This is a genomic window from Ralstonia sp. RRA (assembly GCF_037023145.1).
In the GTDB taxonomy this organism is placed as follows: Bacteria; Pseudomonadota; Gammaproteobacteria; order Burkholderiales; family Burkholderiaceae; genus Ralstonia.
The window spans coordinates 100,730-127,702 of record NZ_CP146093.1; the positions used below are offsets into that span (position 1 = coordinate 100,730).

Sequence of the window (26,973 nt, forward strand, 5' to 3'; positions counted from 1 at the left end):
AATGAATGGGATGGGGAAGCGAGGCGTGGTCAGAACTTCAAGACCTTGGGCACCTTGCCCGTGTAGTCAAACCCGTCTACCTTGAGGAGGGCCTCAATGACTTCGAGCTTCGATTGGTTGAACAGCTTGGAAAAGCGATCGCCGAGCGCGTTGCGCATGCCCAGCTCGTCGGCGAGAGCCTTCAACTCCGATTTGGTCAGGAGTTCCAGAAAATCCTTGGATTTCTGAAGGTTCCAGTGCTTGGTCAGGTCGAGCGCGTGGTACTTGCAGAGCGACGTCAAGACAGGCACATCGATTCCTTCGATCGCGGCAAGCGCGAGCGAGATCGTCAGATTGAGCCGCTTGTCAGTAGCCAGGCCGGCCACAGAGATAAGGTTCTTCGAGAGATCGGTGGGAGAGCTGGTCTCGTCCGCGATCCGTTCAAAGAGCGTCCCCATCTTGTCGCTGGTGATGGTGCGTGCATGACCGGACAGCGAAAGTGCGAGGAGATAGTGGTTGGCCGTTGCTTCGTTGGCCGCCACCTCCCGGCGTAGCGCCTTGCGCCACACCCCTTGTCGGTAGGTCTTCACCTTGTCCGACTCGGCAATCGACGTGGCCGCGTGTTCGGCCTTTCCGCCCTTGTCCGCGCCCTCCTTGGCCGGCGCGGCTTTGGGGCCCTTAACAGTAGACGGCGCTTCAGCGCGCTCGGCCTTGATCCTCGCTGCAACCTTCTTGGCATTGCAGGACGGATCAAAACACTGACCACGGAAGACCTTGCCCAGGCTGTCCGGCAGACCACTCACCGCGGCGCCGAAATTCTGGCAGCCGTGACATGCTTTCGCCTGTTCGGCACCGACTCCCGTCGGTCCCTCCACCTGCAATTGCACGCGCGTGTGGTTGTCGCCAGCGCGGACGATACGGATAACCGGGTATTCGTCCTTCAGGCCGTACGAGATACCTTCCAGCTGCGTCTCGGTCTTGCCCTTGTAGCAGGTCGGGTTGGTACAGCTACCGGAGGAAATCGCCTCGGAAAACATCACCGACTGCAATTCCGAGTTGTGCGCGCATGTCGCACACTCGCTCTTGTCGAAGATCGCGTCCTTCAGGTTGCAGGCAGCTTGTTCGATGGCCTTCTTGAGGTCCGCCACCGTCTTTTTCTCTTGCAGAATGATCGGCAAGAACAGGTCCTGCTTTTCCTTCGTCAGGGTCGCAAGCAGCTCGGCATGCCCAAGCTGGATGGAACGCGTGTTCAGCGCGTCCAGCACCGCAGGACTGCAGTTCATTAGCGCCAGCCGGCGGTCGAGGGTCGATCGCGGCCAGCCGAGTTGGCGGGCAGCTTCATCGCGGTCACCTTTCAGGTCCCCAACGATGTCCGCGGCCGCAACGGCTTCTTCAGACGGCGCCATGTCGGCGCGCTGAACGTTCTCGATGAGCGCCAGCCGGCGCGCTTCCCCTTCCGTCATCTCACGGATGACAACGGGCATGTCGTAATCGTCACCGCAGGCAGCTTTCGCCCCACGGTACCGGCGCTCGCCAGCGACCAGTTCGTAGGTGCCGTCCTCAAGAGGGCGCACCAGTACAGGTTGAATTACGCCATCCTCACGGATGGACTCCGTGATCTCCGCCATTTTCGCGGGATCGAAGTACTTCCGGGGGTTCTTGCCCGGCCGGATTTGGCCGAGTTTGACGGTGACGCTCTGTTGGTTTTCTTGCATTTGTGGGTTCTCCAGGGATGGAAAAGGGGAACCCGTTGCCGCACCGGGAACAGGTTCCCGATGGGATGGAAAATGAAAGCGAGGGCCACCGAACCGCTGGCCCTCGGACAACCGCGAGACGCTGCGCGTCCTGCGATCAGGAGATCGATGCGTCAAAGACGCGGAGTGAGCTTTGAGAATACCGGAAACACGTCTGCGGTGCCAGACAGCGGATCCCCCTCCGCAGATGGGGACCCGCTCTTGCGCGAGGCCGGCCAGTGGCCAACCTAGAACAACGACAATTGCTCACGTTGCCGGGCAATTTCAGCGTGCTGTTGCGGCACCGCTTCAATGATGGCCGGCGCTTGCGGCGGTTCAATCGCCTCCAGAATCGACAGGACCGTACCCATTTCTGCGGGCACGAAATTGCGTTCGGAATCAACGGGCGGGGAGGTTTCCTGGCTACGCTCACGCGCAGCCAGTTTCCGGTTCCACCCGCCAAGCACGTGCGCTGGTGTGTACCAAACCTCGCGCTCCTCAAGCATCAATGAGTTGCCAAGGATGACAACCGCAGGGATATGGAGCAAGGCCAGCTGCACATACGTCATGTGTACGCACCGTGGATCGATATCGATGCACGTTGCATGCATGGCCGTCTGGTAGTTGTGGCCCGCCTGATGCATAGCCTCCGCCATTGCGATCACCATGCCACCAGCGCCGCAGGTTGGCTCCATCACGGTGATGAAGCCATGTTCCGCGACGTCCGGATCATGGTCATTGACCTGCATCGCAGCCATCATGCTGGATACCGAATAGGGCGTGAAAAACTGCCCCGCCCTATCGTTGCCCAGCTCAAGCAGCATGTAGGTGTGACCAAGCACATCGCCAAAGCCACCGGCGACTCTGACCGGCGCCGGCGACCCGGGAAGGACATCAGTCATCCGGCGCTCGTAAGTGAGCACGAGGTGGCCAAGCATCTTCGGGAACTGGTCCACTTCTTCTTTGGTGTACTTCTTGACGATCTCCATGTACCGAGCCTCTCGGCCGTCTCGCTGAGCGAGATCGACCGCATTGCTGAGGCTCAGTGCGGACATCTCAACGAAGTCGGAGAACACATCGCTTGCGCGGTGACGGTACCCGAAGGCCTTGATCAAATCGACCAAGGCCTTTTGGTGTTCGTCGGCGGTCTCCAGGTGCCGGCGTTGTGCTGCCCTGCTCATTGCAGAGCCCCAACTCGCACATTGAAGCGCTGGTTCAGCGATGCGCAAAAGGCATCCATGTCGGGGACCGCGCCAATAGCCAGAGCGGCTTTGATGTCGGCTTCAGCGACCCGGAGTTCCGATTCCACATCGATAGTCGATGCCACACTAGTCGAAGCATTGCTGCGCACAGTCTCCACAACAGCACGTGCAATTCGCACACAGAACAGCTCGAACTCGTGTGTTACCTCAGCTTCTTTCCTGATCCGCGTTGCACGCAACGATGGATCGAGGATTGGCAAGGCCTCCTGTTCGAAACGAGCCACCACCAGGTAGCTTTCGAAGGCTTTGAGCTGTGCTTCTTTGAAACGCTGAATAACGGCGTTGAACATGGAACGTCTCCAGAAAATGGACGAGAGACGTCCCTGCTGGGACGGCTCCCAGCGGGGAAGAAGATGGAACGACCTGACCGACCAGCGCTAACGAATCGGCGTGCGTAGGCACACCGCGACGTAGCGAAGTTCGCTCAGGTGTTCAAGGGAAAGACCGGCCGCAGAATGCGAACGATAGGCCGACACGTGCAGTGTCGGAGATGAAACCGGACCCTACAGCTGTGGGGGAAACAAGATGTAGGCCGCCCAGATGGCGGTCAAAATCGATGCGTCGTAGACGCGGCAAACCGTTTCAGAATATCGCAGTTGCTCTGCATTTTCCAGCAGCTGCGCGCACGCGCGCCCAGCCCGCTACCACCTTCCTGGCATCGGCCGCGTCATTGCAGCGCTCCGCAAGCGATTGACGACGGCCCAGCGATAGTGGTCCTTCTCCTCTGGTTCTTGCATCCCTGAGAAGTCTGGCATCAACCCCGCCAGCAGGCCCGGTGCGTCCTCACGAAGCACGCCGTCAGCGATGAGCTTGTTGCGTAGTAGCTTGGAGACGCTCCAGCCAATCTCCTTGAACGCCACATAGTCCCAACGAGCTGGAATGAGGTCCTCGCTGAACCACGCTTCGCCGCCGTGCCCAACAACCCCCACCACAGTGTGGTGTATGCCTTGCGAATCCGAATGCACGCGCGCCTCGAACCGCAGCACATGCGGCTCCGGGAACCAGAAGACGCGATCCAGCATGCGCGCGAAGGCCTGCGCCTCAATGCTGGCCAGTGCCTGGTCTTCAGCCTCCCCAAACTGGGAGCAGGGTTCGGCCTTTGGGCGGCCGCCTATTTCAACTTCTCGCATGTCGTGTGCTGTGGTGTGGGAATGCGGCGAAAGCCCACGCGAATATCGAGCTTTTGCTTGATTCGATCGTCGTTGCCCGCCCCAAAATCGTACCGGCCAGTTCGCTCAACCGGCGCCATTGACTTCGCAGCCATGCCGGTAACTTGGAACCATATCCCGATGGTTTTCCGACATGCGCTTCACACGTTATCTCCGTTACTACCCGATCGATTTTACCTCGCGCCGCGAGGCCGCTTTCGCTCGCAAGCAGGCCCGCGAGCGTGCGCGCTATCCCCTGTTTCCCGAGCACATAGCCGAGTCACAACGCACCGTCGCTGACGAAATCGCCCTGCGCCAGCGTCGTTCCGACAGTCTGGAGCTGCGTATGCGCGCGCTCCAGGCCAAACACTGGCGCAAAGGTCGCAGCATGTACTTCGCCCAACCGGCGGCCGTTCGTGCCCACATCCAGGAAGCGTGGCGAGCATGGCGTGGCCCCACCACTCCCAACAACTTCATCTATGTAGTTGAGCAGCAAACCGGCGAGGGCGAGCGCCGCCGTGCGGCGATCCGGGAGAGGGATGCGGCGTTTCGCGCGTCTCTCGTTGACACACAACTGACCCTCGCCTGACATGCAGCCTACCGAAGAGCAAACCGCTGTCGTTGATGCGTCCTTGGATGGCGAACCGTTGAAGGTTGACGCTCGTGCGGGCGCCGGCAAGACCTCCACCCTAGGCCTCGTCTCGACCGCCAAAGGGCGGGCTCGTGGTGTCTATTTGGCCTTCAATCGCCTCATTGCGGAGGAGGCCAAGCGCAAGTTCCCTTTGTCCGTGCGGTGCGGAACGGTCAACTCCCAGGCATACAGATCCGTATCGGCCGACATCACCCGGAAGCTCCGTAATCCGTTGGAGCCCAACTACCTCCTCGCAGAGCGATTCGGCCTACAGCCTATCAAGGTCCCGACAACGATCGGGAAGAACCTTGAACTGACCTCCGCCAAGCTTGGCCGGATGGTGCGAGACGGCTTGGCCAGGTTCTGTGGCTCTGCCAAGCCGACGCCGCTCGATTGGCACATCCCGGTCGATCCGCTGATCACCGAGCAAGCGGCTGAAGCGCTACGCCATGCGCTGCTGCCTTCGGTCGTCAAGCTCTGGGAGGAATCACAAAACCCCCAATCCCCGGGCGCTATCTCCCACGACGTGTACGTCAAGCTGTGGCAGTTGAGCCGGCCGACCATCCCTGCCGACTACATCCTATTCGATGAGTCGCAAGACGCAAACGGCCTGATGCTTTCGGTGCTTCGACGCCAATCGGCCCAGGTGATCTATGTCGGCGACCCGTACCAACAGATCTACGAGTGGCGCGGTGCCGTCAACGCGATGGACCACATCAAGGCGCAGAAGCGTGCGCTGACGCTGTCCTTCCGCTTTGGCGAGCCGATCGCTGCGCTGGCGACCCGCATCCTGCGCACGATGGACGAGGAAGTGCCCGTCAGGGGCCAGGCCAGCATTGCATCGCGTATCCACAAGGACATCTCGCCGAGCGAGCTGAAGGTCAACGCCGTGCTTTGCCGCAAGAATGCAACGGTGCTGTCCTATGTCGCCGATGGTCTCCAACGCGGCGAAAAGGTCGCGATCCGCGCCAATATCCGCGACATCATGGCCTTCCTGGACGGCGCCGAACGGCTGATGTGCGGCCAGCGGACCGACTATCCGACCGCGCTATCCCTGTTCGCCAACTGGTCGGAGGTGCAGGACTACGCCGACTCGTTTGCCGGGCGAGACCTGAAGCCGTTCGTCAAGCTGATCGACGATGAAGGCATCCCCTACGTCCGCCAGCTGCTTAGCACTGTCAGCCCAGAGTCCGAAGCCGATTACGTGGTCTCGACCATCCATCAGGTCAAGGGCCTTGAGTACGACTCGGTCCGCATTGCCGGCGACTTCAGGTTCAAGACGGACGACGACGGCAAGTACACGATGGACACGGAAGAGAAGCGCCTCCTCTATGTCGCACTCACGCGCGCCAAGCGCAACCTGGACATCACTGCCATCCAAGTTGACATGCACAGAATGTTCCGGGATGCCGGGGTGTAAAGGGGCACACCATGATCAAGATCCGGATCGGCCCGTCCGACTTCGACCTTGCTGAGGTGCTGGAGAACCCGGGCCGCTACACAACCCAGCTCGAGCGCGCCAAGCGAATTCAAGGGTTCGCCGAGTGCGGCTGCACAGAGCATGCCCCTCGGCCGAAGCTCGTCATCCGGCGCCTCCGGTCGGCGTTCATCCTGGCGCGCTGGCCAGATGCCAACTACAAGCATCGTCAGGGGTGCCCGTTTCAGGAACGCAAAGGCCACGCCACGGCGACGGCAAGAACCAAGGGCCCATTCCAAACCCGGAACGGCAAGCACCTCATTCAGCTTGATCTGTCCTTGGAGGTTACACAGCCCGGCACCGGCCAGCCTGGCCCGCGATCACCCCAGGCCTCCAGTGCGCCGCGAGCGCATCGCCGATCGGCACCTCTCCTCGCATTTCTCGAATACGCCTGGGAGGCGGCTGGATTGCACGCGTGGGCCGATCAGGGATACCGCGGTTGGAATGCATGCTGGTCCATGCTCAGTGCCGAGTTCGCCGACGCGAAAATCAACGGCCGCCCGGCAGCCGATGTGCTGCACATCATGCGCAGGTGGGACCCGGAACATAAGGCCGAGATCCTTGCCGAGTTCGATGCATTCGTCGCGCGGCTGACCACTGCTGGCACCACGACGCACCGGGGGCTGATCATCGGCGAGGTCGGCGAGTTCAAACCGAGCGCTCACGGCGGCATGCTGGTGCTGCGCCAAAGCCACCAGCGGTATTTCATGTCCAATGCGCTGTTTCAGAAGGTCTCACGCTCCTACGCGACTGCGCTGGCCGGTCTCGGCCGCAAGGATTTGCGGAGCGTGGCGGTCCTGGCCGTCGAGAAGACCGCCAATGGCTACTTGCACGTCGCCGACATGGCAGCCATGTTGACCAACTCGTCCTTCCTGCCATGCGACTCGTCGCACGAGGCAGTCATGGCCGACCACCTGATTCGCCTGCAGCGCAGGTTCGAGAAGCCACTGCGCCATGTGGGCGCCGCCGCAGTCCACCCGGACTTCGAGTTAAAGGATGTCGACCAGCGCACCGTTATCGAAGTGCTCGGCATGACCGGCAACCGCGAGTACGACCGGCGGATGCAGGAAAAGCGCGAGTACTACGCGACCAACGGTATCCGGTTGGTCGAATGGAACCCGAACAAACACCCCGTAGCGGACACCCGCCTCCCGCCGACACATCGAGACCGGTGATGAAGACTCCACTGAACCGCTCTGCCGATGGCGCACGCATGCAACCAGGCGCCCCGCTCAGCTCACTCAAGTCGCCGGCGATGACCGGTAACATCGTCAACAAGGAACCCCCCATGCAAGACACGCAATGCTTGGCAATTCGTGATTGGCTGTTTGACCAGCATGACAGGGTGACCGGCACCGCACGCCTGTTCCGTTACGTGGCCGTTGTTCCGAACGACAGCGATGTCAAAAGCGCGACGGTCCACTATGCATTGGCGCGCCCGGTTCCGATTACCGGCACGTTCGCTGCCGAGCCCGACGACATCGTGCGCGAGCTGCTGGCCCAATCGCCTTTCCGGTCCGCCGAATTGCACCTTGCAGAGCACGACGTGCTCAAGGACAGCTGGCCGGTCAAGTGGGGCCTGACTGCCAAGGACAGCCTCTCGAACTGGCCGGTGCTGGTGCTGAGCGAGCGGGACGACAAGAGCGTGTACGGGGTCGTCATGCGCTCGCCCAACCTCGAAAGCAATGCTCTTCGTTTTGCGTCGCTCTATTGCGACCCGGAAGAGGTAGGGCTGATCCTGGATCTCTTGATGCTCATGCAGCCCGACGATGCGTTCCTGGGCTGGTTCAAGGAGTCAGAGATTGCGGCAAGCGACCTCGAACAGGCGCTCGCGGCCACTCCGCAAACGGATGCAGGCCAAAAATTCGTTTTGCTGTATCGCACGGACGAATGGCTGTCCGGCATCTGGAATGCAGATCGGCCCATCGTCGAGCGCATCAACCTGACGAGCCTGGCTGATTTCCACGGCATTCCGGTCTCACTGGCCAAGAAGCGCCGGCGCGCTGACCTCGAGCAGGCCTGCGACAACCAGACGGTCACGGGTGACTATGACGCACTGGTGAAGGCACTCACAGCCGCCGGCGGCGAGATGCCCAGTCGTGGCAGCGACTACGAGGCTGACCCGGCCGTGCGCGTTCTATGCGATTGGTGGAACGGCGCGGCACCCGACGGCATGCGCCACGCCGGCGCGCTTCGCATCTACGTCTGGTCCGACGAGCGGCGCGTTTTCCTCCCAGGCGATCCCGAGGAGCCGGGCCTGCCGGCCGATGTGCTGGCGACTCAACCCACCTATGCACTGTTTCAGGAGCCCGGCAAACCCACCGTGGCAGTCGTCTTTTTGCGTGGGCGCGAGCACAACGTGGCGCTGCCCAACGGGTCGACCCAGATCCAGTTTGCCAACGGCAATCCCTGCTACGTAATTGCGCTTCCGATATCCGTGGCCAATGAGGCCTTCTACTCGGCTCAGGGGTTGCGCGCGGTGCGCCGCTTCATGGTGACACGCGTGCCAGCGCTGGCCGCCGGCGACCTGCAGGTGGCCTGAACGACTGACTCCCGGGCGTACACGACATCGGAGGATGGAATGGCAGAGCAATTGATCGACGCAGCGCAAAGCACGCTGGCCAAGGCGCTGTCGGCACTGAGCCGTCGTGCCGACCGGGTGCACTCACAGCTCTGTGCTGCGCAGCGTATTCGCACGGCCTATCTCGCCGCGCAGGTCGGCATATTGGTGCCGGCCGTCTCTCGGTCGGTTGTTCGTTCGCTTCAGGTCAGGCTCCCCGCATTCATGACCTCCGACGTCATCGCGGAATTCCACCGCGGGCGCAAATTCCTTGCGGTGTTTCCCCGCAAGCAAACCCGTGAGTCGCTGTCGATCCTCCAATACGCGCTTACGGCGTATCTCAGTCAGATCCGCTACCAGGAATTGAAGGAATTCGACGCTGAAATTGCCCACCTGCGGGCCTACCTCACTGACTTGGAACGCGCACGTGAGCAAGCGTCAGACCTTCTGCGGGTGCTCCAGGTGGTGCAGGATCGCGCCGCACCGGTTCCCTCCGAAGCGCAGCCGCTACTGGCTCGGATGGCTGGCGCTGGGGATCGACATTGCCGGCGCTCGAACGCCGGCACCGACGGTCGGCGCCGCGCGGCCAGTGCATTGGATGATCAAGACACGAACCTATGCGCGTTCGTGTTGGCAGAACTTCCCTCTCGTTTGGGGGAGCTTCTGACGCGCGACAAATCGGCGGCCTTCGACGCGTCGACCGAACGCCCTCGCGCTGGGCCGACCACTGGCTCGCCACGTTTGCCTGTTCCGGCACTCGACACGCTTGACGCGCAACTCGCGACGGCATGACCACCGAGCGGCTGGTGCCATCCCTTGACTTTGTACTGGGCTGGCTACGCTGATCTGAATCCATTGCCACCCGAGGCCAGCCGCCTCGCACACAATTGACGATGAACACCTCCGCATCCTCCAGCCCTGCAGTCGCATGCGGTCCCGATGGCCGCGCCCGCGCGAACGCCACGCTCACCATGGCGAAATGGATTCTGCTCAGCAGAGACCGCACCCTCGATCATGCTTGCGTCGAATGCGTGCCAGATGGCGCACTCGTTGTGCCAGGCTTTCGTTGCGGCTACCACTCCGCGCTGAATGCGGTGACCGCCGTAGATGATGCTGACCGACAGGAACCAGCGTACGCGCCGGTGCAAGCGGTGGTCGACCAGTTTGTGTCCGGATACCAGCTACACGGCACGCTGGGGTCCCATGTCCCGACTCCACGGGAACGCGGGCTGATTGCCAACGCAATCGCTGGCCTGCTCGCCGACACGGTCTTCCTTCGAGAGTTCGACAAATGGCGGCGTGCCGACGCCCCGCAAGCCAGCATGCCACCCGCGGCAGCAGTTCCCGCGGACTGTGCCGGTGCCGGTGAACCCTCCACCCTTCGCAACATGTTGGCCGCCATCAGGGTCGTCGGCCAGATTGACGGCCACGATGTGATACGTCGCCTGTCCATGCTGGACCTTGTGGACCGCGAGAGGCGCGCAGCCGAGGAAGAGGCGCCAGCTGGCGCCATCGCCTTGTCCGATGCGCATGCGAAAGGCGTCATGGACGCGCTGCGCGGCGTTCACGAGCTGTTTGTCCATGAGGACGGTTGCGGTGCCTTGCCTCCTGACAGCCCATTTCAGAATGGGGACCAGCCGTTCGGCCGGACCTCAAGAAAACCACAGCGAACAAGCGCAATGCTGAGCGAAAAACATCACAACCCGCATAGGAGCGGCACGGAAGCCTATCTTGCAACCGAGCACCACAACGAAGGCTGGAACGGAGCATTGGCCGCCGTCCGCAAAGTCCTGGGCAGTAGTCTGGCGGCGGCGATCCACTACCCGGGCTGCTGGGACACAGCGGCATATCCGACGATCGAAAGCGCACTGGCCGAGATGGGCGAGGAGTTTCAGTGCACGAACGATGATTGCCCCCACCACTCCGACCTACAGCAGGGCGAGCCGAGGGCGTTCGACGTGGCTGTGAGCGGATACAAAGTATTGCTGGTACGCACGCGCAGTGAAGCAGACGACACCGCGAAGCATTTCCGAGGCCGTGGCTGTGAAGTCGAGGTGTACCCCTTGTACGGTGGCCAGCGGTTCCATACCTTGAAGGCCACCGACTTCTACGAGCTTGATCCGGACCGCAACGGCGAGCCCGGTACCGAGCCGGCACGCAACGTCACGCACCTAATGCCGGAGCCGTGGCCACCGGCGTTGAGTGGCGCCCCTGTCGTTCCGGCGACGCTGGAGGTTGACAATGCCGCGCTGGCTGCCGAGATCGACTGGTGTCTCGACGAAGGCCATTGCGGACCCCGCACCCGCGCTGTGCTGCAGCGAATCCGCGATCATCAAACTGCGGGCATTACACCGGCGCGGCGCCCCATGCTGCTCATCACCCTCCGCCAGGCCGAGAGCCTGCAGCAGTTCTTCGGTGGTCACGACGCAGAGGTCGCCGTTGTGCCCTACAAGGACGGACTGCTCGCCTGGGACGTCGAGTGCCCCGGCGAGGGCTCTCAGTGGCTGGGGCCAACGGCGGTGGATGACGAGCTGGCCGACAAGGGCCGGCCGGACACGTCACGGCCCGCGATCTGGAAAACGACGCATCCCGCTGTGTGCGTGCCCATCACCGACAGCAAGGCGATCGCCGACGACTGGAAGGAGCATGGCTACGACGTGGTCGAGTTCTACCCAGGACCCCAGGAGCTGCGATTGTGCGCTGACGGAGTCGGCACGGCCAACGCTGACGCCGATGGCCACACAGTTTTGCGCGATACGCCCGGTGCTGCGTCGATTGACGCAGACGAGGGCCCACGCTGATGTGGGGGTTCCATATACACCTGGACATCGAGGGCTTCGTGCGGAGCAGCACGTACCCGGACGACTACATTGGCCTCTTCCGTGATGCCACCGGGCGCTCGCTCACGCCAGCCGAGGCGCGCACCAAGCTGACGATCGACAAGGCAAGGGGCCACAAGGTACTCCCGATGAGCAAGGAATGCGGCGCCGCGCTGTGCCCACACGCAACCGATGGTTGCTCCGGCTTCGACTATTCGGGCGGTGGGTGTCCAGGCTACCAACGAGGCAATGGCAAGGCCGCTCCACACAGCACAGCAACGACGACGGAGGTCAACGATGCAGCAGACGAATGAGAACGCTTCCCCGGCAACAACTCAACACGAAGCCATGACGCTGCTTGCCGACCTCGTTCTTTCAGTGCAATGGTGGGCGGGCCAGGAAGACGGCATTCCGGATACCGTCCGCCCCGCCTTTGACCGGGCTCAGAAGGCTCTTGGCTGGCCACAAGGGGAATCGACCACCACGCCGGCGGCAACGGCAATGCCCGAGGCGCCATGTGCGAGTTGCCACGGCTTCGGTAGCGAGCTGACGGTGTACAAAGGCAAGGTTCCCTGCCGGGCATGCCAGAAATCCAACAATGCCGCGCCATGGCTACCTCCCGGCTGGGAAATCAGTGTGGCCGATGACGACGGCTCCACCTGGGTGACACTGCGCCGCTGCACTTCGGATCGCAAGGTGCTCGCCCAGTCGGTCTACGCGCACAAGCGGGGATCTCTGGATTCGCATGTTTGGCATGCACTGCGCCATTCTCTCGACATCACGCGCCCTCAGATCGCAGAGCTCGACCACTGGCGAGCCCGGGCACTGAATGCAGAGCAACTGCTCAACAGCCCCGAGCTGCATGACTTTGCCCGCGGGGTCGTGCAAGAAGCCGCCCACCAGCGCCAGCGTTGGGGAACTGCCAAGGACGCCGACAAGTCGCCAGCGGACTGGGTCTTTCTCGTTGGCCACCTCGAAACCCGCTCCATGATGTACCTGCAGGCCGGCAACGTTGACAAGGCGCTGCATCACACGATCACGACCGCTGCGGCACTCGCCAACTGGCACACGAACATTTCCGGAGCGGATAGCAGCATGTGGCCCAGCCTTCCCGGCCAGCCACATGCCAGCGCCCCGGTGGGCGGCGGCGGCCATGCGTGAGCACGTCAACCTCCGCAGCATCTTCAGTGGTCGCAGCCCGACGACCGGCCTTCCCTTCGCCGAACGCCACAGGTAGAGCGGTAGCGCCTGGGGCAAAGCAGCCTGCGAGCTTCGCTGCCGGATGCTCGACCAGTTGCTCAAACCCGCGGCGCCGTCCACGTCGCCTCGCTGACTTGATCCCGCACAACAGCAACAATCGGCACGCACAATGAACATACATTCTGGTGCCGCCCAGCTATTCTCCGCATTATCTCCAGCCATTCCTCAAAAGCGCAGTGAGGAAGTTGGCCTTTACCAAATAACGTAGTACATGCCCCCAGCAGATCTCTCCTCCGAATTTCCCCACCCTGAAACGATCATCGCCGTGCGCGGCGCCCTGTCCATCGGCCTCCAGCAGGGGCCAGACAGCCCAGGAGGCCACTGGCTGCACGAGTTCTGGGCGTTCGGCCGCGCCCGCGCCGAGGCTGAAGCCATCATCCAAGGCTTCATGGAAAGCGCCGCCATCAGGATTTTGGCGACGTCTCACGCATATTTTGGAGCCGCTGCAACATAAACCCGTCTGCAGTGGTGGTTCAACAAACTCGGCGACAGGCATAATCCGGACTTAAAATCCAATCATCGAGACCCAACGGTATGTTTGACGATCTGATCGGCTGTGGTCACTGCGGCGGACGGGCCAGGTTCTTCGCTGGCCGAAAGGAGGCCGTCATTGTGTGTACACAGTGCGGCATTGGCACGCCGCCCGTGCAAATCGGAACCTCCAAAGAAGCGGCCTACGACGAGCTGGCTTTGATCTGGAACCGACGCGTCGAGTATCGCCCAACCGATCAACACGAGCTGGCCTCGATCGCGCGTCGCCAATTGACGCCGGTGGACATCCCAATGCTGCTGGACGCGATCGCCCGCAATGCCATGGATTGGGAAACCCGCGGACCGATATTCGCGGCAATGGCCGCCCAGCTCAGCAGGCCCGCTTCCCCCGCCGCCGCGGAAGTACCAATGGCCACCGTCCTTGAAGACGCCGGCCGGTATCGCAAGCTCGTGCGATTGGCCAAGGTCATCTACGTCGATGGCCGTCCCTGGATCCGCTTCGAACCACTCGACGCGTTCGACGCCGAACTGGTTGAAGGCGAAGAAAATGCCTTCGCGCGCATGGACGTATTCGTCGCGCGTGCGGTGGATGCCCTGGAGCCTCAGCTCGACTAGCGCCCCTCGCCACCATGATCGCGCGATCGGCGAGGCGCTGACCTTCCAACTGACGATGGCGTCGACGCGCGGTAGATGACCGTGCGGTAACGGCCATGCTTTGGCCGGCCGGATCTCGTTCCGTGCCCAGCACTCCCAAACCCTTCACGCAAATCGGCCCGCAGAAGCTCTCGCTTTCGGGTACTTGACATTGCCCGTTACAAGGCACGATGGATCTAGGTCAACCCGGATCCCAACTGCCGTGCTCAAAAAAACCCTGCTCTTCGTTGCCCTCTCTGCATTCCTCCAGGTCGCCGGCGCCTCTCCCGATCACTGCGGCGCATCGGTCGCGGACGGCGCGCAACCGAAGGTGCTGTCCAGCAAGCACGCTGGCGCCAGCCACCTGCTCTGCTACCGCGCCTACGCGGTGCTCGTGTCCTCGGCGACCCGGACACCGCTGTGGTCAGCCGAACACCTGACCGCGCAGGCGGTGAACCAGGCGCGTGAGCTGCCGCGCGAAAGCGATTTCTTCGAAGAGACGTCTTTGCCGGCAACCGCCCGCGCCACCCTGCAGGACTACCACGGTAGCTCGCACGTCCAGATTGACCGTGGCCACCGTCAATACCCGGCGAAAAGCATACTCATCTAGTCGTGATGCGGCCAAACGTTGAGTATGCCTACTCAACCCGATATACTCGCCGCCCCTTAGGTTCTTCCAAATATCAAATTGCGCAACACCTTAGAGCGTCTGTCAGCACTGACTGTGCTTTCTGACGGCACATCGGATGCTTGTCATTTACTGACGCGGTTCTTTGCCGGGGAGCAACGCCACTACGATCTTGAGTATTCGGTTGCCGCAGACGCTGCCCTGCCACAACTGCGATGGACTCTCATAGCAGAGTGAGGATCTACACCGATACAGTGCTAGTGCGAGACAAGATCCGTGCCGACACCCCAACCATACTTTTAGTCGTAGGCGCCGATCCTCTCGAGCAGTTGTTGGAGTTCTTTAGAGAAAAGTGCTTATCGCTGTCAGCGGAGCGCACCTACGCGCAGGCTACAGGCCGGTTTATCGAATGGCTGTCGGTGCGCGCCATCGAATTCAGCGACGCTACAAAGCGCAGCCTGCTGTTCAACGCATTCGCGCACGACCTGAGATTCGGAACATACAGGGCGGGAGAGGACCTCTATGGCCTTTATTGGCGGCCCACCAGTCACCAGAATATGGGGCGGCTGACTCGTGCCCTACTCCACTTTAGCGACTGGCTTAACAGCCGCCTCGGCACCACCCTGCTGAATCCGATTCACCATCAAGCTTCGCCAGCAGAGCAGCTGATCTTCTGGAGAAGATGGAATAAGCAAAGGCTGGGCTCACTCTTGGCTCACACCAAAGGGCGGTCGGGTGCCGAGGCAGACGTCCATACCAGCCGGAAACTGCGGCTTCCGAGAGACCGGAATTCGGTGCTCCAGGAAGTTAAGGCCTTTCCCGCAGAGCACCTCGAACATTTACTTTGGCGCGGCTTTGCCAATCCTGGTAATGAACAGGATCCTCGCCTCTGGATGAAATACAAGTTACGCGACATTCTCATAACCCTACTCTGCGCGTACGGCGGCTGTCGGGCTTCTGAGCCACTTCACCTATGGGTGGAAGACGTTCTCGTGGATCCTGACGACGCCGAACTGGCATTGGTGCTAGTGCACGAACCCAACGACGGCTTAGCTGAATACACCGACCCGATGACCGGTGTGCGCCGCAGGACAACCCGCGCAGACTTCTTGCAGCGTTTCTGCGGTGGTCGAAAGCCCCTCACTCGCGAAACAGGTCGTCGGCATGCCGGATGGAAAGGAAGCCTTTTGACGCATCGAGAGCGCAGAGCCTTCCAAGTTTTTTGGATTGACAAAAACGCTGGCCGCCTCTTCTTAACTTTATGGCGCCTGTACATCCAACATGTCAGGCCCGTGGTCCCGCAAGTTCCTTGGGCCTTTCTAACAAAAGATGGTCAGCCTCTCGGTGTTGAGGGCTTCGCTGACTCCTTTCAAGCGGCAGTGCGCCGTATTGGGTTGACGCCAGGCAAGTGGGCGGGCACCACCACCCATGGGCTACGCCACCGATATGGCCAATGGCTGAACGACCTTGGACTGGGTGACAAGGAAGGTCAAGTGGCGATGCACCATGTGAATGCACGAAGCCAGGACGTCTATCGGCAAAGAGGAGTCTCTGGCGTGGCAGCTGCGATCGGAAACCTGTCTATCACCTCTCTGCCTCACTTTACGGAAACCGCATGAACCTTGTTTGCCAGCTCGATCGATACACCGCCATTGTGAGCGAGCTAACCGGGCGCACCATCTATGTCAATAATGCTCCGGACCAGTATCTCGTCTCACCGGACGTAGCATGCGAGAGGGTAGCTGAGATAGCGGAAGCGTGGTCGGCCAGTGTCGATGGGGCGCGTCCCGAAACGAGGCCGACGCCTGGACTGCGCAAAGCCGTGCGCGTCTTGGCCAATTGCCGCCGCCGCGAGGAAATCGCGGAAGCACTGCAGACTATTCTGATCACCGAGTTCGAATCAAAGCGTGATACCACTGCCGTGGGCGGTTACCAACGCTTCTTGGTGCCGCTTCTGTTGCAGCTTTGGTCCTGTGGTGCCGTCGCCTGGCCTGTAAAGCAGCAACGTCCCTTCCTAAACCCGTCCTTAAAGCTGAGTAGTCCCGGATTCGCGGAGCAGCCACTGTGCTACTTGTCGCGGATCGGCGCATATCTTAACCGCGGCGGCACGGATGACGCGGCGAATTTTCGCTTCATCGTGGACCACATTCTTGCCCGAGCCGGGATAGCTGAAATCGGCGACATTACACCTAGCACCTTCTATCTGACCGAAGATCGCTCCCGCCTGAGCAAAATGAGGTCGACGGGAATTCAGGCTGTTCTCAGTGTTCTGCGCGAGGACCACCATGACCATGCCATCGGCTGGACGCCGGAAGATTTTGGCTTCTTCAAGGCCAAGATGGGTCACTTAGCACGAGATGACAATTTCGCGTGGCTTGTAGCGAAGGACGCAGCTATGAGCGAATGGGCGCAGTTGGCCATCGCTCACTTGGAGAACACCCCTGCAAACTTCCGCAAACGCAAATCTTCCCTGAATAGCTTTTTGCAGCATTATCTGGAACATCCTGAGTTGCCACGCAACCCAGTGGAGTACTTCGATATCCGTCGGCGTCCGACTGCCTTGTTTGACGCCTCTGGAAATAAGGGTCGGCAAACCATGTCGGTTCTCCATGAGTTCCTGAACGAAGTGCTCTTCAAGGTTTGCGCCCAATCGGATGACAATGAATTACCCATTCTGATGCCCGGCTTCGGCAATCCCCTGCCTAAGCCAAGCTACAGAAACGTGAACATTGGTGAAACTCATCGCGAAGCCATGCCAACGAGGCTCATTAGCCTGGCAGCTCACATCCTGACTGAAAACGACTTCGCCTGGGCAAGAGAGGCGGGACGGATCAAGGATGTCTTCCGCTGGCTAAACCCAGAGACAGGGAGCTTCGAGACTGTGTGGAGTCCTGTCCGAGCTTACGCAATACTGATCAAGCTGCTACTGCCGGCTCGGACATATCAAGTCCGCATGCTCGACAGTGGCGAAGGAGATACCCTCCGTTACGAGGGTAACGGTCAATGGGAGATGAACTCGGGAACCCATCGGCCGACGACTAACAGTAAGCTCGTCGATCGCGGTGTCTTTCGTCGCTACAAGCGCAAGGATGGCGGCGACGGGGCTGTGTTCTATTTCAATACCAACAAGACTGCCGATATCGAAAGCGTCGTCAAGGGCTATGTCATGCCTTGGGAGAAGAAAGACGCCTTGCAATTGTTGCTAACGCTACGGAACTGGCAAGAGAAGTACAACCCGCTCCGCGCGCCTACCGCATGGTCCGATATCGTCGAGCTCAAGAAAGTTAAGCACGCTGACGACTTGGCGAGGATGGGAGCGAACTTCTTCCTCTTTCGGGACCCAGCCAACAAGACGCGCCCTGACCTACCGGTAACCGACGTGCGGATACGAAATCTGTGGCTAAAGCTCATGGACGAGATGGAACGACGGCTGAACCAAGCAGGTGAGACCTTGAGCAATGGCGATCCAATTAAGCTAGTCCTGACCCGAGACCCTAACGGGCAGCCGATATCCGCCACGTTCGATCTCCATAGCCTAAGGGTGTCGATTATCACTGCCATGTACGAAGAAGGCATTCCTCCGGAATACCTGATGAAGATTGTCGGCCACGCCACGGTACTGATGACCCTCTACTACACTAAGATCAGTGCGGAGACGCTGAGCTTAAGAATGGATGAGGCTCTGCTAGAGCGGCAACGCAAATCCCAAGTAGAAATGGCAGGATTCATCAAGCGAGCCAGTCGACAAGAACTGGAGCAGGCGGTGGCAGTCGGACACCCTACGGCCCTAGACGCAGCAGTCAGTGGGACAGGGGTAGGAATGTTAGTGATGGACCACGGTATCTGCGCTGTCTCCGCCAAGCGCTGCCATGAGGGGCTCGCGATAACAGACCCGGCGACCGGTGTCACTCGATACCACGCCGTACCCGGTGGCGCCACCAACTGCTCTCGCTGCAGGTTTTTTATCACCGGTCCAGCGTTCCTTTTCGGACTAGAGGCACATGTCAACGACCTCTCCTATCGACTGAAGAAAGCCTCCTACGCGTTCGAGAAAGCTCAGGAACGCTTCGACGCCCTAGCGGACGCCCATGCCGCATCCTTGGGACAAGGTATGCCCTTTCATCGGCAGCGGGATCTAGAGATTGCCGAAACGGCTTTCGAATCGTCCACTGCCGAGGTGGATGGCATTGCACTGAGCTTGCAAGCCGCCTACGCGCTCACAGAGCAATGCATTCGGATTGCCGGCAAGACCAAAGGCGACGGACTAGCGCTAGTCGCCGCAGGCGGCACCGGGCAGGTGGAGGCCGTGCTGTCCGAGGGGCACGAATTTGAGCAGCTTAACCGTATATGTATGAGCGCGACACTGTTCGACGGGCTCAACATAAGCTGGCAGCAGCCGAACCTTGAACGCGCACGCCTATTTGACCGGATGCTTCGCAATTCGGGCTATGCGCCGCGGTTCTCGCTGCTCGATGACGAACAGGCCCTGCAATCGGCGAACGCAATGTCCCAGTTTCTTTACGCCAGGCTGGAGGCTAACGCAGTACATGCGTTGGTGGACGGACGCACGACCTTGCAGGCAGTGGGGCTAGACAAGGCCTTTGTCACCCAGTTGGAGCAACTTCTACCCAAGGCCTTAGAGTGCGCCCATTACATTCTGGAGCAGACATGACCAGGCAACAAGCCACTACGGCTCCCGACGTTCTCAAAGACGCCCGGCGGCTTTACCTTACATACCGTAGTGCGGCGACTAAGCAATCCAAGATGGAGAACCTAGACAAGGTGTGGGAGGTTCTAAACGCCATCCAAGTTGAAGGGTGCCGAGACTATTCCCTCGCAGAGGTCGGCCGCCGCTTGGAAAGGATTGGCGGGCCAAAGACTCAAAGCCTCCGGAATACTCAGGGTTCTCACTACCGGGAAATCATTTCTGCGTATGCCAACGCCCTCAGCGGCGCGACTCGGTATGTCGCCAAGACCAAATCCAACGTCGATCAGGCGTTGGACTTGGTAACCGACCCAAGCATTCGGGCAGTCATCCGAGTTGCGCTCGATGAAGCAAAGCGGTTAAAGGTGGTCAACGACAACCTACACGCCGCATTCAAGACACTGCGCGTCGGAGCCTCGCTTCTGTCATCGCCCGTGGCAGAAGCGCCGTCATCGCTCCCGGCGTCCATCGTGGCCGAAGAAGTGCTGGATCTCCGGCTGAAAGCAGCGCTCAGCAAGGGCATTGATCGTTCTCGACTGGCTCAACAGGGACTGCGCATCGGAGAAGATGGCAGCATCGAGAATGACTATGGCGACAAGCTTTTCCCGCCAGCCTTCGCCACCGCTATCCAGTCTGTTCTGCGCTCTGGAAACGGCCGAACCGCATTTGACGACTAGGGAACTAACCGTCCGGCAGGCTCCGATTTTAAACGTCGAGTGGTGACAGAGTACTTTACCGTGCTTCATACGTCACACCTGACAAAGTCGCATCCCTCCTCCGTTGATGCGCCTGCCGGTCGCGCACCGGCGCTTGCCGACCCTTCTGCGCCGTTCGTGGCTTCCACAACTCGATGGCGGATATCCGAGTCAAGCGGTCATCCGCCTCCACGGTCGCTTCGGCAGTCGAGTTGGGCTAACCGCACATTACTAGTTGATGGCAGGATCTTCTATTCTCATGCCCTACTCAGGAGGGGATGGCCGCAGAAAATGTGTGGGTATTATCGGGGGCAAGGCTGCGCCTGTGATGCCAGCCCGCTACCGCCCGTGTTTCCACCCCGGCAACGCGGGCTCTATTTTGGTTCAACGAGGAATTCCGGGGAAGGCTGCCCTGATCTTTAGGAAGAAGTACTCCTCGTCACGGTAGCCGTAGGCCCGGCGCTTGATGACCTTGATGGTGTTGTTGATGCCCTCAACGACGCTTGTGTTCAGCGGATGCCGGCATCGAGCGATGATGCCGTGCCAATAGGTCTGCAAGCGCTGCGCGAACAACTCCAGGGCCGGAATCTGGCTTTCCCTTGCCTGGGCGCACCAATGCTCCCAAGCCTTCTGGGCCCACGCCGGGCGGCGGTATCGTCCCGAGTTGGCCAGCAAGCAGTCATTTTGCGAAGATGGCCAACCAATGCCTTCAAATGGCTGCGGATTTGAGACATACAGCATTCCCGAATCCATTGGACTCCAGCGGGCAACCTCCCAGCACCTTCTGCATTGCGCGGGAAAATCCCACCTCGAACACTAACCGACCGCGCTCGTTGACAATTTCGCCGCGGCTGCCTTGCGCGAGCCACGCTCTGCGGCTAGCGCGGGCGGGTGGTGAGGCTCGGTCACGGACCAGCGGCAGCGCACGCAATTTCGGCTTCTGCCGGCAGTGGCCCGTACTTGCGATTCACCTACATGGTGCCCTTGGCAATCATCGGCCCGCCCGTTGTAGCAGCCGCCCACCGAGCCGTTGTCCGCGACTTCACTGGTGTTGCCGCCGAGCAGGCACAGGCCGTGGTGCATGCTCCAGCCTTTTTGGCCTGCTCAAGCAGAGCGCCAATCAAACGAGTCGCTTTTTCTTGATATTGTTAGGCACCTAAGTTAAAATTTCAAGGGACGCCGTATCAGCGAAAAAACGGTAAAGCGCCGCAAAATCCGCGTGTTTCAGCGCGGATAGCTTGCGCTATCGGTGTTTTATATAGATAACCACATGTATTTTGCAATTAGATACCTAACATTATGAGCACGACGAGATCTGTGCGCGGTCAGACTGCAGCGGTGCACATGGATAGTGACGAACGCATCGCACATCTGGTCAAGAATGCATATCGTGGGTTATCGAGTGCGCTGCAAGCGCGCCTGCGGGCGCACGATGTGATGTACGGTCAGTGGACGTTCCTGCGCATCCTGTGGCAGACGGATGGCATCACGCAGCGGCAACTGAGCGCTCGGGCAGGCGTCAGGGAGCCTACGACTTTCTCGGCAGTGCAGTCGATGGAGAAGTTGGGCTACGTCACGCGACAAAAAATGCCGGACAACCGCAAGCAGGTCCGGGTGTTCCTCACGCCGAAAGGCGCATCTTTGCGCGCGTTGCTGATTCCGGCTGCTGAGGAAGTCAACGATATCGCGCTCATTGGCATTCCGGCGACGAATGTTGCGATCACGCGTGAAACGCTGCTCGCGATCAACGAAAACCTCGCGCGCGCCGGGGCATCGGCGCAGAACGATGCGCAAGGCAATGACCGTACTCTGTAGAACGTTATGCATCAGGCCACGACACATCAGGACGGATTGACCGGAAACCGGCTTTACCTTGGCATAATTGCAATCTCGCTCGCTACTGCACTTGGCATGCTTGGCAGCGTGACTGCAAATGTAGCATTGCCAACTATCACGAAAGCGCTGCACACCAGCCCTTCGGATTCGGTGTGGATCGTCAACGCTTACCAACTTTCGGTCCTCATGGCGCTGCTGCCGCTGTCGTCACTCGGTGACCGTGTAGGCTATGCGCGCATCTATACGTGGGGTCTCGCGATCTTTACGTGCTCATCGCTGATGTGCGCAATGTCGCGCTCACTTGATGAGATCATTGTCGCGCGCGTCTTTCAAGGGTTTGGTGCGGCCGGCATCACCAGTGTGAATACCGCGCTCATCAAGACGATTTATCCGTCGCGGCTGCTCGGCCAGGGTGTAGGCATCAGCGCCTCGATTGTTTCGATTTCTACCGCTGCCGGTCCGACGATTGCTGCAGCGATTCTCTCTGTTGCGCCGTGGCCGTGGCTGTTCGCAATCAACGTGCCGCTTGGAATTATCGCATTCCTCGTCAGCTTAATGGCGCTGCCCCGCCTGCCTATCTCTAAAGCGCCCTACGACTACGGCAGTGCGCTGCTGAATGCGGCAACGTTCGGCCTGCTCGTGCTAGGTGTGGATCGACTAGGTCATAGCAACGGCATCAGCGCAAGCGCCGTGCTCCAGTTGGTAGCGTCCGCATTTTGCGCATGGCTGCTTGTGCGTCGCGAGCGGGGGCGCTCACACCCCCTGCTTCCTGTCGACCTGCTGCTTAAGCCCGCATTTCTTTTGGCCGTCCTCACTTCCATTTGCTCATTTAGCGCGCAGATGCTTGCGTTCGTGTCTCTGCCCTTTATGCTACAGGACGCACTCGGGCGCAGTGCGATGGCAACCGGCGCGCTCATGACACCGTGGCCGCTCGCCATTGTTATCGTGGCACCTTTGGCTGGCACGCTGTCGAATCGCTACGAGGCGGGTTTGCTCGGGGGTGTCGGACTTGCGATTCTCGCGCTCGGCTTGGCGTTGCTTGCATTGATGCCCGCGCACCCCACATCGTTCGATATCGGCTGGCGGATGGCCGTGTGTGGCGTAGGCTTCGGACTCTTTCAGACGCCGAACAATCGGGCAATTCTCGCAGCCGCGCCGACGGGCCGCACGGGTAATGCAAGCGGTATGATCGGCACGTCGCGCACCCTCGGGCAGACACTTGGCGCGCTGCTGACTGCGCTTATTCTGATGGTTGCTCCGGATCATGCTGGGCCTGTCGCGCTGACGACTGGCGCGATCTTCGCTGGGGCTGCCGCGGCGCTGAGTCTCACACGCATGTGCAGGCGCGGCGCTTGATGACCTTGATGGTTATGTTGGTTGCGAGGGATGCGGGCACCTGATGGCGTGCCGGCAGCTCATTAGGGTTAGGCGAACAGTTGGAGAGCGGGAAGGCGGCTTTGGCAAACCTGTTCACACCAACTCTCCCAAGCATTCTGAGCCCAGCCGGGCCGGTGGTAGAACCACAGCCAGCTTCTAGAGGTGGTCCCGCAGGCTGTAGGCCGTCCTCAACGGGTGATTTGCTTGCAACACCTCGTCCAGATGCATGGCCTGGGGGGACTCAGATTCTCCCGGTTGCGCAGCAGCAGCCAGCGCGTGGTTTGAGCACCTTCCTCGACCGGCGGTCATTTGATTTGCGATCCGGCTGGCCCGGTAAACGGATCGATATGGGCGATCTGACGCGCGGCAAGAATCGTTCGCTTCAAGAATGCGGTCAGCGTCAATCAGATTGCGCAGCGTTGTCTCGTCACAAGTGAAATCATATCTCCTCCAATTGTGAGGTAGGTCTAGAAGTCAATCACAATCCGCTCGCTTTTCGAACCGGAGCAGCAGATGAGCATCGTTTTTCCGGATTCGCGCTCGCTCGCGCTCAACGCGCTGTCGCGGTGATCAGGGACTCCGAATAACACGTTGACCTGGCATGCTCCGCAAATGCCCTCCTCGCACGAATATGGCGCGCTTACACCGGCTTCGCGCAGCACCTGAAGAATGGCCTTTCCTTGCGGAACAGCGAATTCCTGCCCGGTCTTATTCAGTTGCACGATGTAACCGCCATCGAGCGCGGCCAACTGTTTCGGTGCGAAACATTCTACGTGCACCTGATCAGCCGGTACCGCTGCGGTTGCAGCCTCGAAAGCATTGAGCATAGGCAGCGGCCCGCAGCAGTAGAAATGCGCGTTCTTGGGTGCATTGGAAACGATTGCGCCGATATCGAGGGGTCGACCTACGCAATGCTGATCAACGTGAATGCGCGCCTGCTCCAGATGCTCAATTTCCGTAAGCACCCGGTGAACCCGTCTTGAAGGGGACCCGCGTAGCAAGGAGCATCGTGTCCATCTAGTTCTAGGTGGACACGTGGACACTATCGAAGAGAGCGCGCCAATACGGCGCCGACGTCGGCATAGCGCCGAGTTCAAGGCCAAGGCAGTGCAGGAGTGCATGCAGCCGGGTGTTTCGATCGCGGCGATAGCCCTGCACCATCGCCTCAATGCGAATCTGCTGCGGCGCTGGGTCGCCGAGCAGGAAGCAAAGAATGGCGCGCCTGAGGACCGCGAGTTGATGAGGGTGCCGCAAGGCGAGTTCATCCCGTTGCGGATCGGCGAGCCGACCACTGCCGTGCCGGACATCCAGATCGAAGTCCGCCGTGGCGCGACGACGATCAGTCTTCGCTGGCCGGGATCGGCCGCAGCGCAGTGCGCCCAGTGGCTGCAAGGGTGGTTGCGTTGATTCGGGTGGACGCGATCTGGTTGGCCGTGGAGCCGCTGGACATGCGCGCCGGTACCGAAACGATCCTCGCGCGGGTCGTCAAGGTGTTCGGCGCGGCACGCCCCCACCACGCCTACCTGTTTGCCAATAAGAGTTCGACGCGCATGAAGGTGCTGGTCTACGACGGCTTCGGCATCTGGCTGGCCGCGCGGCGCCTCAACAAGGGGCGCTTCATCTGGACGAACGGCGACCAGGCGATCGCCACGGCGCTCAATCCCGAGCAATTGCGTGCGCTGGTGACGGGGCTGCCTTGGCAGACGCTCACCCACGACCACGCGATCACGGTCGTGTAATACCCCCAAAGCCGTAAACTGGCTTCCTTCCAGAGGACTTGGGGTTCTGGCAGACTCGCCGCATGAACCTACCCACCAACCTCGATGCCCTGAGCCCGGACGAACTGCGCACACTGGCTGCGCAGTTGATGGCCCAGGTCGGCGAGAAGGACCGGGAGTTGCGGTACCGGCAAGCCAAGATCGACCAGCTCACACACGAGCTGGCCATCCACAAGCGCTGGAAGTTCGGCAAGCGCAGCGAGCAACTGACATCTGAACAGGCGAGTCTGCTGGACGAAGCCATTGACGCAGACCTCGAGGCGATTGAGACCGAACTGGAAGCGCTCCTGCCGTCGTCCAAATCTGAAGCCAAGAGCAAGCCCAAGCGCCAGGCATTGCCGCCGCAGTTGCCGCGCACCGACATCCACCACGAGCCGGACGCAGAGACCTGCACCTGTGGGTGTGCGCTCAAGCGCATTGGCGAAGACATCAGCGAGAAGCTGGACTACACGCCGGGCACGTTCACCGTGGAGCGTCACATCCGCGGCAAATGGGTGTGCGATCAGTGTGAGACGCTGGTGCAGACGCCGGTGCCACCCCACGTCATCGACAAAGGCATCCCGACGGCCGGACTGCTGGCACATACGCTGGTGTCCAAGTTCGGCGACCACCTTCCCCTGTATCGGCAGGAGCGCATCTATGCGCGCGCCGGTCTGGCCATCCCGCAATCGACACTGGGCGCGTGGGTGGGCATCTGTGGCGTGCGTCTGCAACCGCTGGTGGACGCCCTGCAAGAAGAGGTTCTGAGCCACGGTGTTCTGCACGCCGACGAAACGCCAGTGCAGATGCTCGCGCCCGGCAATGGCAAGACGCACCGCGCCTACCTGTGGGCCTATGCGCCGAGCGAGTTCGAGAAGATGCGCGCGGTGATTTACCAGTTTGCGCCCAGCCGCAGCGGCGAGCACGCTCGCGCGTTCCTGGGGCAGTGGCAAGGCAAGCTGGTATGTGATGACTTCGCCGGCTACAAGGCCAGCTTCGACGGTGGCGTCACTGAGATCGGTTGCATGGCCCATTCGCGGCGCAAGTTCTTTGAACTGCACGACAAGCACAAGAGCGAATTGGCGGGCCAGGCACTGCGCTACATGGTGAGCTTGTACGAGATCGAGGCGCAAGTGCGGGATGCTGAGCCAGACCAGCGCCTGGCAGCGCGGCAACAAAGGGCTGGCCCGATTCTAGAGCGGCTGCACGCCTGGCTCGAGGAACAGCGACGCCGCGTCCCAGACGGCTCGGCGATCGCGCGGGCCATTGACTACAGCCTCAAGCGGTGGCCGGCTCTCGTGCGTTACCTCGACGACCCGACGGTGCCCATCGACAACAACCACGTCGAGCGACAGATCCGGCCGGTTGCCCTGGGTCGCTCCAATTGGTTGTTTGCAGGCTCACTGCGCGCCGGTCAACGCGCGGCTGCCGTCATGAGCCTGATCCAATCGGCCAAGCTCAACGGGCACGATCCCTACGCCTATCTGAAAGACGTCCTCACGCGACTGCCGACCCACAAGGCGGCCGACATCGCCGAACTGCTCCCGCATCGCTGGACGCCCAGCGCCACCTAGCTGGCAAGACGGGTTCACCGGGTGCTTACCAATTTCCTCAAGGAACGCGGCATCTGCACGAGTTCTACACGCATAGTGCATCTCAAACTCGCGACCAAGCTTTTTGAGGCGCTGTGCCATTGCCCATATTGCCGTCACCCCGATGCCGCCAGCGATCAGCACCGTGTGCGGTGCGCGCTCATTTAACGGAAAGTTGTTGCGCGGCGTGCCAATTTCCAACAACTGACCTACGCGCAGCCTGTCGTGCATGAAGCTCGATCCGCCACGGCTTGTGCGTTCGCGCTTGATCGCGATCGTGTAGACAGAAAGATCGGGACCCGCCGTGACGAGCGAATATTGCCGCACAATGCCGCCGGCCAGATGAACGTCAATATGTGCGCCCGGTTCAGCCGCAGGCAGTGTTGAGT

At 60.6% G+C, this 26,973-nt stretch carries 24 protein-coding genes and 2 pseudogenes; 19 read left to right on the top strand and 7 right to left on the bottom strand.

All coding sequences use genetic code 11. The features are described 5' to 3' along the window. Nucleotides 1-29 precede the first annotated feature (29 nt). The 4 genes from V6657_RS27425 to V6657_RS27440 form a co-directional block, all read right to left on the bottom strand. Complete coding sequence (locus V6657_RS27425) at nucleotides 30-1,694, bottom strand: PRTRC system ParB family protein (protein ID WP_012435676.1); 1,665 nt, start codon at nucleotides 1,692-1,694, stop codon at nucleotides 30-32. Nucleotides 1,695-1,960: 266 nt separating this feature from the next. Continuing rightward, a complete protein-coding gene (locus V6657_RS27430) occupies nucleotides 1,961-2,893 on the bottom strand; it encodes an N-6 DNA methylase (RefSeq protein ID WP_012435675.1) in 933 nt (310 codons plus the stop codon). Then, complete coding sequence (locus V6657_RS27435) at nucleotides 2,890-3,264, bottom strand: hypothetical protein (protein WP_012435674.1); 375 nt, start codon at nucleotides 3,262-3,264, stop codon at nucleotides 2,890-2,892. Before V6657_RS27435 ends, V6657_RS27430 begins: the two co-directional genes overlap by 4 nt. Nucleotides 3,265-3,615: 351 nt before the next feature. Then, nucleotides 3,616-4,104 carry a hypothetical protein gene (locus tag V6657_RS27440; protein ID WP_012435671.1) on the bottom strand — a complete coding sequence of 163 codons (489 nt, stop codon included), beginning with the start codon at nucleotides 4,102-4,104 and terminating at the stop codon, nucleotides 3,616-3,618. A 172-nt stretch (nucleotides 4,105-4,276) separates the two neighbouring features. On the opposite strand from V6657_RS27440, the gene V6657_RS27445 reads away from it, so the two are divergent. The 14 genes from V6657_RS27445 (at nucleotide 4,277) to gmtX (ending at nucleotide 20,004) form a co-directional block, all read left to right on the top strand. After that, on the top strand, nucleotides 4,277-4,711 hold the full coding sequence (locus V6657_RS27445; protein ID WP_012435670.1) for a hypothetical protein: 435 nt from the start codon (nucleotides 4,277-4,279) through the stop codon (nucleotides 4,709-4,711). 1 nt (nucleotide 4,712) lies between these two features. Next, nucleotides 4,713-6,173 (top strand): 3'-5' exonuclease, encoded by a 1,461-nt coding sequence (locus tag V6657_RS27450; protein ID WP_012435669.1) that lies wholly within the window; start codon nucleotides 4,713-4,715, stop codon nucleotides 6,171-6,173. An 11-nt stretch (nucleotides 6,174-6,184) separates the two neighbouring features. Next, entirely contained in the window at nucleotides 6,185-7,405 is a 1,221-nt protein-coding gene (locus tag V6657_RS27455; protein ID WP_012435668.1) for a DUF1173 family protein, read from the top strand. Continuing rightward, nucleotides 7,405-8,772 carry a hypothetical protein gene (locus V6657_RS27460; RefSeq protein ID WP_012755744.1) on the top strand — a complete coding sequence of 456 codons (1,368 nt, stop codon included), beginning with the start codon at nucleotides 7,405-7,407 and terminating at the stop codon, nucleotides 8,770-8,772. The genes V6657_RS27455 and V6657_RS27460 overlap by 1 nt, the downstream gene beginning before the upstream one ends. A 39-nt stretch (nucleotides 8,773-8,811) precedes the next feature. After that, on the top strand, nucleotides 8,812-9,582 hold the full coding sequence (locus tag V6657_RS27465) for a hypothetical protein (RefSeq protein ID WP_012435666.1): 771 nt from the start codon (nucleotides 8,812-8,814) through the stop codon (nucleotides 9,580-9,582). A 179-nt stretch (nucleotides 9,583-9,761) separates the two neighbouring features. Next, complete coding sequence (locus V6657_RS27470) at nucleotides 9,762-11,591, top strand: hypothetical protein (protein WP_021197368.1); 1,830 nt, start codon at nucleotides 9,762-9,764, stop codon at nucleotides 11,589-11,591. Between the two features lie 38 nt (nucleotides 11,592-11,629). Beyond that, a complete protein-coding gene (locus V6657_RS27475; RefSeq protein ID WP_225694719.1) occupies nucleotides 11,630-11,923 on the top strand; it encodes a hypothetical protein in 294 nt (97 codons plus the stop codon). Nucleotides 11,924-11,957: 34 nt separating this feature from the next. Next, the gene (locus tag V6657_RS27480; RefSeq protein ID WP_021197367.1) at nucleotides 11,958-12,770 is read left to right on the top strand and encodes a hypothetical protein; all 813 of its coding nucleotides are present in this window, start codon (nucleotides 11,958-11,960) and stop codon (nucleotides 12,768-12,770) included. A gap of 310 nt (nucleotides 12,771-13,080) precedes the next feature. Further along, on the top strand, nucleotides 13,081-13,323 hold the full coding sequence (locus V6657_RS27485; RefSeq protein ID WP_012435662.1) for a hypothetical protein: 243 nt from the start codon (nucleotides 13,081-13,083) through the stop codon (nucleotides 13,321-13,323). Between the two features lie 80 nt (nucleotides 13,324-13,403). Then, nucleotides 13,404-13,976: a Lar family restriction alleviation protein gene (locus V6657_RS27490; protein WP_021197366.1), complete on the top strand. Its 573-nt coding sequence runs from the start codon at nucleotides 13,404-13,406 to the stop codon at nucleotides 13,974-13,976. 241 nt (nucleotides 13,977-14,217) lie between these two features. Continuing rightward, on the top strand, nucleotides 14,218-14,604 hold the full coding sequence (locus tag V6657_RS27495; protein WP_310735782.1) for a DNA/RNA non-specific endonuclease: 387 nt from the start codon (nucleotides 14,218-14,220) through the stop codon (nucleotides 14,602-14,604). 278 nt (nucleotides 14,605-14,882) lie between these two features. Further along, entirely contained in the window at nucleotides 14,883-16,241 is a 1,359-nt protein-coding gene (gene gmtY / locus V6657_RS27500) for a gamma-mobile-trio recombinase GmtY (RefSeq protein ID WP_338755925.1), read from the top strand. Continuing rightward, a complete protein-coding gene (locus V6657_RS27505) occupies nucleotides 16,238-19,294 on the top strand; it encodes an integrase family protein (RefSeq protein WP_182557854.1) in 3,057 nt (1,018 codons plus the stop codon). The genes gmtY and V6657_RS27505 overlap by 4 nt, the downstream gene beginning before the upstream one ends. Beyond that, nucleotides 19,291-20,004, top strand: a complete 714-nt coding sequence (gene gmtX / locus V6657_RS27510) for a gamma-mobile-trio protein GmtX (protein ID WP_182557855.1) — start codon at nucleotides 19,291-19,293, stop codon at nucleotides 20,002-20,004. The genes V6657_RS27505 and gmtX overlap by 4 nt, the downstream gene beginning before the upstream one ends. 402 nt (nucleotides 20,005-20,406) lie before the next feature. Here gmtX and V6657_RS27515 read toward each other — a convergent pair. Further along, a pseudogene (locus tag V6657_RS27515) lies at nucleotides 20,407-20,676 on the bottom strand (transposase); the annotation flags it as partial. A 690-nt stretch (nucleotides 20,677-21,366) separates the two neighbouring features. Between V6657_RS27515 and V6657_RS27520 the strand changes: the two are divergent. Together V6657_RS27520 and V6657_RS27525 are read left to right on the top strand one after the other, a co-directional pair. Next, nucleotides 21,367-21,837 (top strand): MarR family transcriptional regulator, encoded by a 471-nt coding sequence (locus V6657_RS27520; RefSeq protein WP_259394428.1) that lies wholly within the window; start codon nucleotides 21,367-21,369, stop codon nucleotides 21,835-21,837. 6 nt (nucleotides 21,838-21,843) lie between these two features. Beyond that, on the top strand, nucleotides 21,844-23,214 hold the full coding sequence (locus V6657_RS27525; protein WP_182557857.1) for an MFS transporter: 1,371 nt from the start codon (nucleotides 21,844-21,846) through the stop codon (nucleotides 23,212-23,214). Nucleotides 23,215-23,285: 71 nt separating this feature from the next. Here the strand turns inward: V6657_RS27525 and V6657_RS27530 are convergent. Then, nucleotides 23,286-23,519: pseudogene (locus tag V6657_RS27530) on the bottom strand (transposase); the annotation flags it as partial. 183 nt (nucleotides 23,520-23,702) lie between these two features. After that, nucleotides 23,703-24,200 carry an iron-sulfur cluster-binding domain-containing protein gene (locus V6657_RS27535; protein ID WP_310735781.1) on the bottom strand — a complete coding sequence of 166 codons (498 nt, stop codon included), beginning with the start codon at nucleotides 24,198-24,200 and terminating at the stop codon, nucleotides 23,703-23,705. A 154-nt stretch (nucleotides 24,201-24,354) separates the two neighbouring features. Here V6657_RS27535 and V6657_RS27540 point away from each other — a divergent pair, with 154 nt between their 5' ends. The 3 genes from V6657_RS27540 to V6657_RS27550 all read left to right on the top strand — a co-directional run bounded on the left by V6657_RS27540 (nucleotide 24,355) and on the right by V6657_RS27550 (nucleotide 26,566). Next, entirely contained in the window at nucleotides 24,355-24,642 is a 288-nt protein-coding gene (locus V6657_RS27540) for a hypothetical protein (RefSeq protein ID WP_012435592.1), read from the top strand. A 41-nt stretch (nucleotides 24,643-24,683) separates the two neighbouring features. Further along, nucleotides 24,684-24,974, top strand: coding sequence for an IS66 family insertion sequence element accessory protein TnpB (gene tnpB / locus V6657_RS27545; RefSeq protein ID WP_004633551.1), 291 nt, complete (start codon nucleotides 24,684-24,686; stop codon nucleotides 24,972-24,974). 62 nt (nucleotides 24,975-25,036) lie between these two features. Next, complete coding sequence (locus V6657_RS27550; RefSeq protein ID WP_009238807.1) at nucleotides 25,037-26,566, top strand: IS66 family transposase; 1,530 nt, start codon at nucleotides 25,037-25,039, stop codon at nucleotides 26,564-26,566. Nucleotides 26,567-26,973 lie beyond the last annotated feature (407 nt).